Origin of the sequence: Hanamia caeni (genome assembly GCF_003721595.1) — a bacterium.
Classification (GTDB): Bacteria; Bacteroidota; Bacteroidia; order Chitinophagales; family Chitinophagaceae; genus Ginsengibacter; species Ginsengibacter caeni.
Genome location: NZ_RJJR01000009.1, coordinates 69,375 through 82,771, shown reverse-complemented (window position 1 = coordinate 82,771; position 13,397 = coordinate 69,375). Strand labels below are relative to the sequence as shown.

The following is a 13,397-nucleotide window of genomic DNA, read 5'->3' as shown; positions in this document are numbered from 1 at the left end:
TTACCTTTGCTGCGTTTTTTTAAGACTATTTTCGGTAAATGAAGAACATCAGAAATTTTTGCATCATCGCGCATATTGACCATGGCAAAAGCACACTGGCCGATAGGCTGCTGGAATTTACGCATACGGTTAACGACCGTGAAATGCAGGCGCAGGTATTGGACAACATGGATCTTGAGAGGGAAAAGGGAATAACAATTAAAAGTCACGCTATCCAAATCAATTATAATTTTGGAGGCCAGGAATATATTTTAAACCTTATTGACACTCCCGGCCATGTGGATTTCAGTTATGAAGTGAGCCGCGCATTAGCTGCCTGTGAAGGAGCTTTGCTTTTGGTGGACGCCACACAGGGTATACAGGCGCAAACCATTTCAAATTTATACCTGGCAATTGATAACGATCTTGAAATCATTCCCGTTCTCAACAAAATTGACATGGATGGCGCAATGATCGCCGAAGTTGAAGACCAGATTATTGACCTGATTGGATGCAAACATGAACACATTTTGCACGCCAGCGCCAAAACAGGTGTGGGTATAGAAGAAATTCTGAAGGCAATCATAAAGAGAATTCCTTCTCCCGAGGGCAATCCTGATGCGCCGTTACAGGCTTTAATTTTCGACAGTGTTTTTAATAGCTTCCGGGGCATAATAGTGTATTATCGAGTATTCAATGGCGTATTGAGAAAAAACGATAAAATTAAATTTTCAAATACAGGCAAAGAGTATAATGCAGATGAGGTGGGCATTTTGAAAATAGGTATGATGGCCAAAAGCGAAGTGAAAGCAGGAGATGTGGGCTATGTGATTACCGGTATTAAAAATGCCAAAGAAGTAAAAGTAGGAGACACCATCACAACGACAGCCAACCCCTGCAAAGAATCGATTAAAGGTTTCGAAGAAGTAAAGCCGATGGTGTTTGCAGGAATTTTCCCTGTAAATACTGATGAATTTGAAGAGTTGCGCGATTGTATGGAGAAGCTTCAGCTTAATGATGCGTCACTTACTTTTGAGCTGGAAACTTCACAGGCATTGGGATTCGGCTTTCGCTGCGGATTTCTTGGAATGCTTCACATGGAAATTATCCAGGAAAGGCTGGAAAGAGAATTTAATCAAACGGTAATCACCACAGTGCCTAACGTGGGATTTTTTGCCTACACTACGAAGGGAGAAAAAATTACTGTCAATAACCCGACACAAATGCCGGACCCCAGCCGGATTGAAAAGATAGAGGAACCGTATATCAAAGCGCAAATCATTACAAAACCGGATTACATTGGAAATATTATGTCGCTCTGTATTGGCAAAAGAGGGATACTCACCAACCAAACCTACCTCACGCCAACGCGCGTGGAGCTTAGCTTTGAAATGCCTTTGACCGAAATCGTATTCGATTTTTATGACCGGTTAAAAAGTGTGACACGCGGCTATGCTTCTTTTGATTATCATCCTATCGGTTATCGACAAAGCGACATTGTGAAAATGGATATTTTATTAAATGGGGAAAAAGTAGATGCGCTTAGCTCATTAATTCACAGAATCAGATCGCAGGAATTTGGAAGGAAACTTTGTGAAAAGCTGAAAGAACTGGTACCCCGGCAGCAATTCCAGATCGCCATCCAGGCTGCCATTGGCGCAAAAATTATATCACGCGAAAATATAAGCGCGATTAGAAAAGATGTAACTGCAAAATGCTACGGCGGCGACATAAGCCGCAAACGAAAGCTATTGGAAAAACAAAAAGAAGGTAAAAAAAGGATGAAGCAGATTGGTAATGTGGAAGTGCCACAGGAAGCTTTCCTCGCAGTTTTAAAACTTGACGAATAGACTGACGAATAAAATGTCTGTTGCAAACGCGTACATAATTGTTGCAAGCAAATTTTTTATAATTTTCAAATCTAATGTTACCCCAGTCTATATGTAGAGGTAGTTGGATTAATTAAGAAAAAAATATTACTTTTCGAAAAATTTGCTTATGTCCGAAATGTCTTTGAATAAAGAAATGAATATAGAGGTGAATGTCCGCCTGATTCGTAAGGGCGATGATGAACCCTTATCAGGAAACGAATTTAAAGTTCGTTTATATGATAAGGATATTTTCAACGATGATTTTTTGGGAGAAAGCATTCCTGACGAAGATGGATTAGCCAGGTTTGTTTTTTCGCAGAAAGACTTTTCAAAACCTGTTCAACTCGATACCAAACCTGATTTTTATTTTGTTGTTTATAAAAATGAATTACAGATTTTTAAAAGCAAGGTAATGTCCAATCTTGACCTTTCCGATGTTGAAGAATTTGTAATGAAAGAAGGCCAGGTGATTGACCTCGGCACTTTTTTGATAGATGCAGACTAATTCAGAGTTCTTTCATGATATCTGCAAACAATTCATAAGAATAAAGCTTTGCTTTCTGATCATAAATGTTTGAAATAATCATTATCTCATTCATACCTGTTTTTTCCAAAAGAATTTTCAGCCTTGCTTTAATGGTGTCAGGGCTTCCAATTAGCGAGAGCTGCAACATTTGCTTCGCAGCTTCCTCTTCATATTCTGTCCATATATCATGCATGTTATCCACCGGAGGTTGTAAACGTGTACGCCTTCCCGTTATGATGCCGATAAACATTTGATACAATGATGTGGCAAGACGCGAGGCTTCTTCATCTGTATCAGCCGCTATTACATTTACGCAAGGCATTACGTAAGCTTGTTGCAAATCCGGAGATGGCCTGAATATCCTCCTGTAAATTTCAATGGCTGCATAAAATTGAGCGGGTGCAAAATGACTTGCAAAAGCATAAGGAAGTCCTAAATACCCCGCCAACTGGGCGCTGTCGGTGCTGGAACCCAATATCCATAAGGGAATATCCTGCCCTTCGCCGGGAATCGCTCTTACTTTTGAATCAGAATTTTCTTTTGAAAAGAATGTCTTCAGCTTCAAAATATTTTGCGGAAAGTCTTCCGCTGTATTTGATCTGGTGCCTCTCAGTTCCATCGCTGTAAGCTGGTCGGTACCTGGCGCCCGGCCTAATCCTAAATCAATTCTTCCGGGATAAATGGATTCTAAAGTTCCAAATTGTTCTGCAACAGCAAGTGGCGAATGGTTTGGCAACATAATTCCACCGGAACCAACCCGCATCGTAGAAGTGCCGCCTGCGATGTAGCCTATAAGTATAGACGTTGCCGAACTTGCAACGCTGATCATGTTATGGTGTTCTGAGAGCCAATATCGGTTATAACCCAGCTTTTCAGCATGTTGTGCACATTCCTGGCTTTTCGAAAAAGTTTCTTTTAGAGAAGCTCCTTCAGTAACCGTGGCAAGGTCTAAAATAGAATAGGGTATTTTTGATGATAAATGATTCATTGCATTTCTAAGGTTGTATCAAAGATCCTTAAAAGTTGATTAAGCAACAGAAATAATTTTAGGTGGCCCCACATACTTTTTATTTGGCTTATTATTGTATGGACGTTTTTGAAAAAGAATATTTGATTCAGCTTATACAAATTGTAAAATAAAAATTTCCAATTTTGTTCGTTTACTGATCACCTTTTTATGGAAATGAAATAAATTGTGCCAATAAATAATTTGTATATCTATTGATTCATTATTTTTAAATATGGCACATTTTTTATTTGTATAATATTCAAAAAATACTTAGCATGAAAAATTTTATAATGATTTTGGCAGGCATATTTCTATTGTCAGGTTGTGTAGCCAAAAGATATTTGTTGCAGTCTCAGCAGGAAACCGCGACCTTAAGGGCTGACAGTACTGAACTGGCCAATAGTAATTCAACGCTGCGCAAAAACATTTCTTCTTTAAATGATCAGATAGCATCCCTGCAAAAAAATATAGACGACCTTACTGCAAAAGTTTCAGATCTTAAATCGCAGAACAGCCAGTTAGGCCAACAAACTGCAGAACAGCAAAATAAATTATCTCAAAGCGAGCAAAGCCTGCAGCAACAAAAGCAAAAATTAGAACAATTACAAAGTTTGCTGAATCAACAAAAGCAAGCATCAGAAGAATTAAAAAATAAAATGTCAGAAGCATTAAAAGGCTTTAATTCAAATGAGCTTTCAGTGTATAATAAAGACGGAAAAGTTTATGTAAGCCTTTCTGAACAATTATTGTTTCCTTCAGGAAGCGCGGTGGTTAATCCAAAAGGAGTGGATGCATTATCGAAGCTTGCAGCGGTTTTAAATTTAAATAATGATGTGGCTGTAAATATCGAAGGCCATACGGACAGCATCCCGATTCGTGGCCGCTACCAGGACAATTGGGATTTAAGTACTGCGCGGGCAAATGCAATCGTTCGTATTCTTGTGAATAATTATAAGGTCGATCCTACAAGGGTAATCTCATCAGGACATAGTTATTATGAGCCTGTAGCCTCTAATTCCACCCCTGATGGGAGGGCAAAAAACCGCCGCACAGATATTATTCTTTCTCCAAAATTAGATGAAATGTATAAGCTGTTAGGCATGTAACAATCCTTCCAATCCACGGGCCAACAAGCTTTACGTGTAATTCTTTTATGGAAATGCCTCAACATCGGGGCATTTTTTTTATGTGCATGAGTAATTAATTGCTACCCGCGCCAGTCAAAATATTCTGCTAAAATTTATAACATTTATAAGCTATTTACGTTAGCTAATTCAAATCTTTTGCAAAACCCTAAATGAATTTTATGAGAAAAATGTTTTTTACACTTATTATTCTTCAATCAATTACAGGCTCAACCCAGCCGTTAGTATCTTTAAAAAAATCGCCTAATACTTTGAGACCGGTTGTAGAGCAGGTGGCCCGGGATTTCTATCAGAATTTTAATAATATAAAAGGTGATACGCTTAATCAATCAGAAGAAACTATTGAGTTTGCCAGCAGAATTGCGCCGCCAGATGCCATCTCCACCTCCATTACAAAATATTTGCAACCTTATTCCTACACCTGGGAAGCCACCATGTTCAAAACAGAAAATTATGAAGAGGCAGTTGAGAAATATAAAAATTATTACAGGCAATTAAACGGCGCCAAACTTACTTTTTACGATAAGACTTCATACAATCTTTCAGGTAGATATGATGAGCCTGATGAAGGCCGGGCTTTTGCGTCAAGCATTTTGCAATTGAATCCTTCCAATAATAATCTTCAACTTTTTAAAGTAGAAATCGCCCTTTCGTATTCTTTGCCCGAATGGACAGTGAAAGTGATGATTTATGAAAAGATTGCAGATGATCAAATAAGGCCCACGATAGAAGTGCCCATGCGTTGATGCTTTTTCGCTACGGCATTACCTGAAAATTTGCTTTAAATTGCTGTTTTTAAAAATTCATTTATATGACTTCAAGAAAACAGTTTATTCAATCAACAGGGCTGGCTGCTGCAGCTTTGCTATTTCAAAAAACAAAGGCTTTTTCGGCCAATGCCAAAGAATTTATTTCAAAAAGGCCTCCGCTTGCTGATAGAAATTTTACAAGTGAGGCTGTAGAAGCTATCATTAAAGCGGTTAAAAAGCAAATAGCTGACCCGGAATTAGCCTGGCTGTTTGAAAATTGTTTCCCTAATACTTTAGATACTACCGTCGACTTTGAAATGATTGACGGCAAACCTGATACATATGTGATCACCGGCGATATTGATGCCATGTGGCTTAGAGACAGCACCGCCCAGGTGTGGCCTTACCTTCCGCTGATGAAAAATGATAAACATTTACAGCAATTAATAGCGGGCGTAATTAACCGACAGGTAAAATGTATTCACCTTGACAGGTATGCCAATGCTTTTTATAAAGACCCTACCAAAATCAGCGAATGGAAAAGTGATATTACGGAAATGAAACCCGGCGTGCACGAAAGAAAATGGGAAATCGATTCGCTTTGTTATCCTATAAGACTGGCGCATCAATATTGGAAAGATACCGGTGATACCACTCCGTTTGATAAAGCATGGGAAGAATCTATTGAGCTGATTGTAAAAACTTTTATTGAGCAGCAACGAAAACATAATAAAGGCCCGTATTCTTTTCAACGGACTACGGCATGGGCTACAGACGGGGTGCCGCTTAGTGGCTATGGCTATCCTGTAAAGCCCGTTGGCCTTATCTGTTCGATGTTTCGGCCCAGTGATGATGCTACAATTTTTCCTTTTTTAATTCCTTCGAATTTTTTCGCAGTAGTTAGTTTAAGAAATGCGGCCGAAATGGTAAACAGTATTTCAAAAAATAAACAACTGGCCGAAAAGTGTACTGCTCTTGCCAATGAAGTAGATAAGGCGCTGAAAAAATATGCCGTTATCAATTCGCCGCAAGCAGGAAAAATTTATGGGTATGAAATAAACGGATTCGGAAGTTTTAACCTGATGGATGATGCTAATATTCCAAGCCTGCTGTCGTTGCCTTATCTGAATGCAGTGCCTGAAAACGATATGTTGTATCAGAGTACGAGGAAGTTTGTGCTTTCAGAAAACAATCCTTTCTTTTTTAAAGGAAGCGACGGCGAAGGCGTTGGCGGCCCTCATGCAGGAATGGATATGATTTGGCCAATGAGCATCATAATGCGGGGGCTTACCAGCAACAGCGAAACAGAAGTAAAGCAGTGTATGAAAATGTTGATAAAATCTAACGCCGGCACCGGTTTCATGCATGAGTCTTTCAATAAAAATGATGTTTCCAATTTTACAAGAAAATGGTTTGCCTGGGCAAATACACTCTTTGGAGAATTCGTGATTCATACTTCTCAAAAATATCCTTCCATTATCCAAACGAAATTTTAACAGCCATGCTTACACGAAAAATCTATTCTATTTTCATAGGGGGAAGATGGTGAATTCTATAAGTAACAAATAACATAGAACAACCGGAATATAAATTTTATTTATTTTTTGCTTTACTATGTTTCTACAACACTTCTTATGATTTTTTTTTAAACGGTTTGCCTCTTACCTGCACATTGCCTTATTTTCGTATCATAAACAACCTAAAAATGCGTAGATATTTGTTCTTGTTCTTTCTGTTTTCTTTTTCACATTCAGCATTTTCCCAGGCTCCGAAGCAATTCACTTCCGACCAGATTTTTCAGCAAATAAAAAAACTGAACGTGCTTGGTTCAATATTGTATGTCGCGGCTCATCCCGACGATGAGAATACAAGGCTATTGGCCTACCTCGCAAATGGGAAATTATACAGGACGGGGTACCTGAGCATGACACGCGGTGATGGCGGGCAGAACCTGATCGGCGACGAACAGGGAAGTGCACTGGGTTTGATTAGAACGCAGGAATTGCTTGCTGCACGAAGAATTGATGGCGCCGAACAATTTTTTACCCGTGCCTTTGATTTCGGCTTTACAAAAAGCCCCGTCGAAACTTTTCAATTTTGGAACGAACAAAAAATTCTGAGCGATGTAGTTTGGGTAATCAGAAAATTTCAGCCTGATGTAATTATTACACGGTTTCCTACAACGGGCGAAGGCGGTCATGGGCATCACACGGCTTCTGCAATTTTAGCCGGCGAAGCTTTTGAAGCAGCGGCTGATTCTTCAAAATTTCCTGAGCAATTTAAATACGGAGTAAAGCCGTGGCAGGCTAAACGTTTATTATGGAATACATTTAATTTTGGAAGCGTCAATACCGAAAGCCCTGATCAATTTAAAATAGATGTGGGGGGTTATAATCCTCTTCTTGGCGAAAGCTATGGCGAAATAGCCGCTAAAAGCCGCAGCCAGCATAAGACGCAGGGCTTTGGAGTGCCTTCTTCCCGCGGTAAACAGCTTGAATATTTTAAAACAATTAAAGGATCTAATCCGCGGGAAATGCTAATGGACGGCGTAAACACAACCTGGCAAAGAATTAATGAACAACCAATCGGCGACTTGATACAAAAGCTGATGAACGATTATTCTTTCCAGGAACCCCAAAAATCGCTGCCACAGCTTTTAAGTATTTATAAATCAATTGCAGCCATGCCACAAGGATATTGGCGCGATCAAAAGCTGGAACAAGTAAAGCAGATAATGAAGGAATGTATTGGCCTGTATATGGAAGCCACTACCAATACGATGTTTGCTGTGCAGGGCGAACCGCTCCATGTAAATTTTGTTGCAGATAAGCGGCTTGGCGGAGATGTAACCATTTCGTCTATTGTAATACGTGGAAAAGAATTTTCTTTTAATGATCAATTGCCTTTGGATGAAAACGTTTCGCATTCTGTAACCGTATTAATTCCTTCAGACGCTAAAATATCGCAACCGTACTGGCTGGTAGAACCGATGAACAAAGGTTCCTACAACGTTTCAGAACAAACATTGATTGGCAAACCTGAAAATGATCCGCAATCAGCCGAAGTGAATTTATCAATCAATGGGCAGGAACTAACTTACACGCTACCTATCCGTTATAAATCCAACGACCCGGTAAAAGGCGAAACTTACGAGCCTCTTTTTGTTATTCCCAAAGTGGAGGTAAAATCCAATCCTGAACTGGCGCTCGCGATTAACGATACGCCGGTTGATATTAGTGTGAAAGCTTTCAGCAATGGGGCTTCACAAAATCGGTTCACACTTCATGAAGAGCATTCTCAAAATGTGCTTCAAACTAAAAAAGGCAACGTTTCTTTTTATTCAATAAAAAACCCTCTGCAAAAAGATCATGAAGTGATCAATTGGAGCGCTTCACTTGGGAACGAAAACTATAATCAATACAAGACAATTATTGAATATCCGCATATCCCAAATATTATCTATTTTAAAAAAGCAAGTTCAGACCTTGTCTCTATTCCTTTAAAAATATCCGGAAAGAAAGTGGGATACATCCCCGGCGCCGGTGATAAAGTGCCGGAAGCGCTGCAGAAGATGGGATACGAAGTAGCGATTCTTTCTCCGAAAGACATTACTGCTAACAATTTAAAACAATATGATGCGATTGTCACCGGCGTGAGGGCCTACAATATTTTTCAATGGTTAAACGATGCCTATAATACATTAATGAATTATGTAAAAGACGGTGGTGTTTTATTGGTGCAATACAACACGAATAATAATATTGGTCCCATTAAGGCAAAAATTGGCCCTTATCCTTTTAACATCACCCGTACAAGGGTGACGGATGAAAATGCCGATGTGAAATTCGTTGACCGTGATAATACGTTACTGAATTATCCGAACAAAATCACTGAGAAAGATTTTGATAACTGGATACAGGAACGCAGCACTTACCAGGCAGATGATTTTGAAAAAAATTATAAGGCGCTGTTCGAAATGAGTGATGCCAATGAATCGCCTTCTGACGGCAGTTTGATTTATACCAATTATGGTAAAGGAAGATTCGTATATTCAGGGCTGGTTTTTTTCAGAGAGTTACCGGCTGGTGTTCCCGGCGCTTACAGGTTATTTGCAAACCTGCTTGCAAAGCCGGAAGCCAAATAATTTTTACGGACTTAAAATCATAATTCTGTGCAGCAGCGAGAAAAAAAATATTGGAACCTCTTATACCTGCTGGTATTTGCTTTCCTCGTGTTGCAGATTGTATTTTATTATTTTATCACCATTTATTTTCAATAGAAAAAATCAATAGAAAATAAAAATCGACATTATTAGTCGGTTTACTGTAAAAAGAAAGTTCCGGCTTTTGTAAATATCATTCCTTAAAAGATAGCGATATGAGTTACCAGGATTGGATTGTACTTGTTGTAACCCTGACTTGTATCATTATGTATGGTGTTTACAAAAGCCGGTCAACAAAAAACCTGGATGGATATTTTTTAAGCAACAGGGATATGCCCTGGTATCTCGTGTTGTTAAGTATAATGGGAACACAGGCGAGCGCCATCACTTTCATCAGTGCTCCCGGCCAGGCCTATACCGATGGCATGCGTTTCGTTCAGTATTACTTTGGCTTGCCATTGGCGATGATTGTAATTTGTATTGTATTTGTCCCTGTATTCAACAACTTAAAAGTTTATACCGCTTATGAGTTTTTGGAAAAGCGATTTGACTTAAAAGCCCGCACACTTACTTCTTTTCTTTTTCAGATATCAAGAGGATTATCTACCGGCATAAGTATTTATGCACCCTCATTAATATTGAGTTCGCTTTTGGGCTGGAATATTTATTATACCAATATTATCATGGGTGGCATGTTGATTATTTACACGGTAAGCGGAGGAGCAAGAGCGGTGGCTCACACTCAAAAGCTGCAACTGATTATTGTTATAATAGGAATGGGAATAGCCGGGTATATGGTGGTGCGCTTAATGCCTGATAATATTGGTTTCCTGGAGTCTTTACATATAGGCGGAAAAAACGGTAAGATGAATGTCATCACTTCCGGCAATACGGCAAACGGGTTTGACTGGAAGGATAAATACAATATCTGGAGTGGTATCATAGGTGGATTTTTTTTAGCTCTTTCTTATTTCGGAACTGATCAAAGCCAGGTGGGGCGATATCTTACTGCAAAAAATAACCGGCAGGGAAAATTGGGATTGTTGTTGAATGGTATTGTAAAAGTGCCTATGCAATTTTTAATACTGCTGTTAGGCGTGTTGGTTTTTTCTTTTTATCAATATCATAAGGCGCCGGTATATTTCAATGAAACGCAGGCCAACCGCGCGAAAGAGACGGTTTACAAAAGTGATTTAATTCATCTTGAAAAACAATATGAATTAATTTCCCCGACAGATAATATTCAAAAAGAAAAAATTAAAAAAGAATACAAAGCCGTTTTATCACAAGCTTTGCCTCATGAGGATTTAAATGACACCAATTATATTTTTCTTCATTTCGTCATAGATTATTTACCCAAAGGCTTGGTGGGCCTGCTGATTGCGGTAATATTTCTTGCCGCTTGGGGAAGCATCGCTGCCGCACTCAACGCGCTTTCTTCGTGTACGGTGGTGGATATTCATAAAAGATTTATAAATAAAAACCTGACCGAACAACAGGATTACCGCGTTTCTAAATTCTATACTTTTTGCTGGGGAATATTTTGCATCCTGGTTGCAATGTTTGCCAGCAACCTGGGGAACAGTTTAATAGAAACTGTTAACATCCTTGGCTCTCTTTTTTACGGCGTAATCCTTGGAATCTTTATGATTGCTTTTTGGTTCAAACAAATTGAAGCTAATGCACTTTTTTATGCGGCATTGATAGCGGAAATATTTGTGATTCTTATTTATGTATCTGATAAAATTTCGTTTCTCTGGTTGAATGCAATTGGCGCTTTGTTAGTGATAATGTTTGGCTACATCTTGCAGTTTTTTATGAAAACTTCGAAGTCGCCAAATACCTGAAGCTATTCAAAATAAATTTTTACGGTTTGATAAAGCAGGCGGTTCTGCATGTATTGGGTTTGCATATTTGTTTTTTCCTTGTATCCTTCAAGTCCAAAAAGGCCGGCGGCATTTCCTTTATTAACAGCTATTTCAAGATAATTGGCCGAATTAAAAAAAGCCAGCTTTTCGCTCTCATGTACGTCGGCGTATGTCTCACTGATTTTTTCAATGATTTCATCCCTTTTAAAAACTATCTTAAAGCTTCTTCCACGGCGCTGCTCCTCAAATTCTTCCTTTGTAATATTTATAATTACATTTTCAAAGTTGTCGATGAATATAATCTGTCCTTCAATAAATTTTTCTCCACGCAGGGGCCGTAAAGGATTTTTTACTTCAATTGAAATTTCAGGATTGCCACACTCCTCAAAGCTTTTGCCATCCAGGATGCTTTGGAATGCTTTTGCAAAAACGCTTACAAAATTCAAAGTGTTTTTTTGTTTGGAACTATCCAGCGGAAGCGCAACAATTTTTTGAGGTATTTCTTCAAGAATCATAGTGATTAGACCATTGTCAGCACATCCAATGTATTGGTCGTTATGTTTTACCAGCAAAAGATGGTCAGCTTTTTTGTCAAAAAGATTTACCATCACTATATGAAAAGTTTCGGGTGGAAAATTCCTGATGGCATTTCTGCAAACGTAAGCGGCCTGCGGATAATTAAAGGGAGAAAGCTCGTGCGAAATATCAAAAATTCTAAATTCTGAATTTGTTTTTAATAGTTGTCCTTTAACCGCCCCTGTTAAAAAATCCTGGCGACCGATATCCGATGTAAGCGTAATTAAAGCCATTCAAAAATTTAATTGATAATTTGTTCTAAACTGAAATAAATTCCTTTCAGATAATTTAAATGAGGGATTTTATTTTATCATTTTGTCTTTTTTAAAGTACATCTTTCTGATGATTTTATCCGCAAGGCGGGGAAAAAATTTATTCATAAAAACGGCTTCCTTTCCCTGGAACGTTAATATCAATGTACGTTTTCTTTTTTCGATGGCTTTTACGATATGGCCCGCGCATTCTTCTGCCGTCATAATTTTACCTTCATCCTCCCTCGAATCTAATACTGGTTTTCCATCTTCGCCCAAGGCCGCATACCTGGTATTGGAGGCAGTAAAACCCGGGGCCACCCACATTACGTTTACACCGGTAGTCAGCAATTCGGTTCTTATTGTTTCCATCCACCTGATAACGGCCGCTTTGCTCGCGCTGTAACCGCTTCTGCCTGGTAACCCTCTATAACCCGCTATGGAGGCTGTTCCTACAATGGTGCCTTTACTTTCGATAATTGCATTCAGGGCATATTTCGTACAACAAACAGTTCCCCAAAAATTGATGTCCATTACTTTTCTAAGCGTGGCTAAATCTGTGTCTTTAAAAAGAGCCCTCATGGATATGCCTGCATTATTCATCAGCACATCGATTGTTTTAAATTCTGCTAATGTTTGTTCTATAAAATTTTTACAATCTTCTTCTCTGCTAACATCAGCTACCATAGTAAACAAAGGTTTTCCCGTAAATTCTTTTTTTAATTGAGCCAGTTTTTCCGCAGTGCGGGAGCATGTTGCCACTTTAGCATTTCTGTTTAAAAAAATAGCTACCAACGCTTTTCCAATTCCATCAGTTCCGCCTGTGATGACTATAACCCTATCTTCAAACATGAGCTATCATTTTCGACAAAAATAGGCGAGAAGCAAGGAGGAGAAAAATTAAATTATAAATAAGATTATTGATTATTTGTCTCTCTGCCAGTAAGCGGGTTTGCTAACTGGCTTTAATATAATTCGAACTACGCATGATTGGCTCTGTGCCGTGAAGAGCATGGCGTATTAAGTTCTTTTTCGAAGCAGCCAGAATTCCATAAATATTCCCCGTTGACTCCTTTCATAATTACCAAACAAACTTTTTAATTAATAGTAAAGCAATAAATGCAATAGATTTTTATTTTGGCTCAAAAAAGTGAAAGTTGCATCGATTCCATTTTAAAACTTCATGGTAAAGCATCACTGAAAAGCAGTTTTTTAATAAGAAATATTTTTTATTCTTAATATTACTTTTAAATTTGTGACG

10 protein-coding genes are annotated in these 13,397 nt (G+C 38.6%); 7 read left to right on the top strand and 3 right to left on the bottom strand.

Annotated elements, in window-relative coordinates:
* Positions 1 to 38 precede the first annotated feature (38 nt).
* Both lepA and EFY79_RS11990 read left to right on the top strand, forming a co-directional pair.
* The gene (gene lepA, locus EFY79_RS11995) at positions 39 to 1,829 is read left to right on the top strand and encodes a translation elongation factor 4 (RefSeq protein ID WP_123120958.1); all 1,791 of its coding nucleotides are present in this window, start codon (positions 39 to 41) and stop codon (positions 1,827 to 1,829) included.
* A gap of 148 nt (positions 1,830 to 1,977) precedes the next feature.
* A complete protein-coding gene (locus tag EFY79_RS11990) occupies positions 1,978 to 2,355 on the top strand; it encodes a hypothetical protein (protein ID WP_123120957.1) in 378 nt (125 codons plus the stop codon).
* Between the two features lies 1 nt (position 2,356).
* Here the strand turns inward: EFY79_RS11990 and EFY79_RS11985 are convergent, their stop codons facing one another.
* Positions 2,357 to 3,364, bottom strand: a complete 1,008-nt coding sequence (locus tag EFY79_RS11985; RefSeq protein ID WP_123120956.1) for an LLM class flavin-dependent oxidoreductase — start codon at positions 3,362 to 3,364, stop codon at positions 2,357 to 2,359.
* 296 nt (positions 3,365 to 3,660) lie between these two features.
* Between EFY79_RS11985 and EFY79_RS11980 the strand changes: the two genes are divergently transcribed.
* The 5 genes from EFY79_RS11980 (at position 3,661) to EFY79_RS11960 (ending at position 11,288) form a co-directional block, all read left to right on the top strand.
* Positions 3,661 to 4,491 carry an OmpA/MotB family protein gene (locus EFY79_RS11980; RefSeq protein WP_123120955.1) on the top strand — a complete coding sequence of 277 codons (831 nt, stop codon included), beginning with the start codon at positions 3,661 to 3,663 and terminating at the stop codon, positions 4,489 to 4,491.
* A gap of 200 nt (positions 4,492 to 4,691) precedes the next feature.
* Positions 4,692 to 5,276 carry a hypothetical protein gene (locus tag EFY79_RS11975; protein ID WP_148041912.1) on the top strand — a complete coding sequence of 195 codons (585 nt, stop codon included), beginning with the start codon at positions 4,692 to 4,694 and terminating at the stop codon, positions 5,274 to 5,276.
* Between the two features lie 65 nt (positions 5,277 to 5,341).
* Positions 5,342 to 6,775, top strand: coding sequence for a glycoside hydrolase family 125 protein (locus EFY79_RS11970; protein WP_123120953.1), 1,434 nt, complete (start codon positions 5,342 to 5,344; stop codon positions 6,773 to 6,775).
* Between the two features lie 209 nt (positions 6,776 to 6,984).
* The gene (locus EFY79_RS11965) at positions 6,985 to 9,423 is read left to right on the top strand and encodes a PIG-L family deacetylase (protein ID WP_123120952.1); all 2,439 of its coding nucleotides are present in this window, start codon (positions 6,985 to 6,987) and stop codon (positions 9,421 to 9,423) included.
* A gap of 233 nt (positions 9,424 to 9,656) precedes the next feature.
* Positions 9,657 to 11,288 carry a sodium:solute symporter gene (locus EFY79_RS11960; RefSeq protein WP_123120951.1) on the top strand — a complete coding sequence of 544 codons (1,632 nt, stop codon included), beginning with the start codon at positions 9,657 to 9,659 and terminating at the stop codon, positions 11,286 to 11,288.
* Between the two features lie 2 nt (positions 11,289 to 11,290).
* On the opposite strand, the gene EFY79_RS11955 is transcribed toward EFY79_RS11960, so the two are convergent.
* Entirely contained in the window at positions 11,291 to 12,118 is an 828-nt protein-coding gene (locus EFY79_RS11955; protein WP_123120950.1) for an SAM hydrolase/SAM-dependent halogenase family protein, read from the bottom strand.
* 69 nt (positions 12,119 to 12,187) lie between these two features.
* A complete protein-coding gene (locus EFY79_RS11950) occupies positions 12,188 to 12,988 on the bottom strand; it encodes an SDR family oxidoreductase (protein WP_123120949.1) in 801 nt (266 codons plus the stop codon).
* Between the last annotated feature and the right edge of the window lie 409 nt (positions 12,989 to 13,397).

Coding starts and splice junctions, on each gene's coding strand:
- lepA (WP_123120958.1), top strand. CDS start 39: ATGAAGAACATCAGAAATTTTTGCATCATCGCGCATATTGACCATGGC.
- EFY79_RS11990 (WP_123120957.1), top strand. CDS start 1,978: ATGTCCGAAATGTCTTTGAATAAAGAAATGAATATAGAGGTGAATGTC.
- EFY79_RS11985 (WP_123120956.1), bottom strand. CDS start 3,364: ATGAATCATTTATCATCAAAAATACCCTATTCTATTTTAGACCTTGCC.
- EFY79_RS11980 (WP_123120955.1), top strand. CDS start 3,661: ATGAAAAATTTTATAATGATTTTGGCAGGCATATTTCTATTGTCAGGT.
- EFY79_RS11975 (WP_148041912.1), top strand. CDS start 4,692: ATGAGAAAAATGTTTTTTACACTTATTATTCTTCAATCAATTACAGGC.
- EFY79_RS11970 (WP_123120953.1), top strand. CDS start 5,342: ATGACTTCAAGAAAACAGTTTATTCAATCAACAGGGCTGGCTGCTGCA.
- EFY79_RS11965 (WP_123120952.1), top strand. CDS start 6,985: ATGCGTAGATATTTGTTCTTGTTCTTTCTGTTTTCTTTTTCACATTCA.
- EFY79_RS11960 (WP_123120951.1), top strand. CDS start 9,657: ATGAGTTACCAGGATTGGATTGTACTTGTTGTAACCCTGACTTGTATC.
- EFY79_RS11955 (WP_123120950.1), bottom strand. CDS start 12,118: ATGGCTTTAATTACGCTTACATCGGATATCGGTCGCCAGGATTTTTTA.
- EFY79_RS11950 (WP_123120949.1), bottom strand. CDS start 12,988: ATGTTTGAAGATAGGGTTATAGTCATCACAGGCGGAACTGATGGAATT.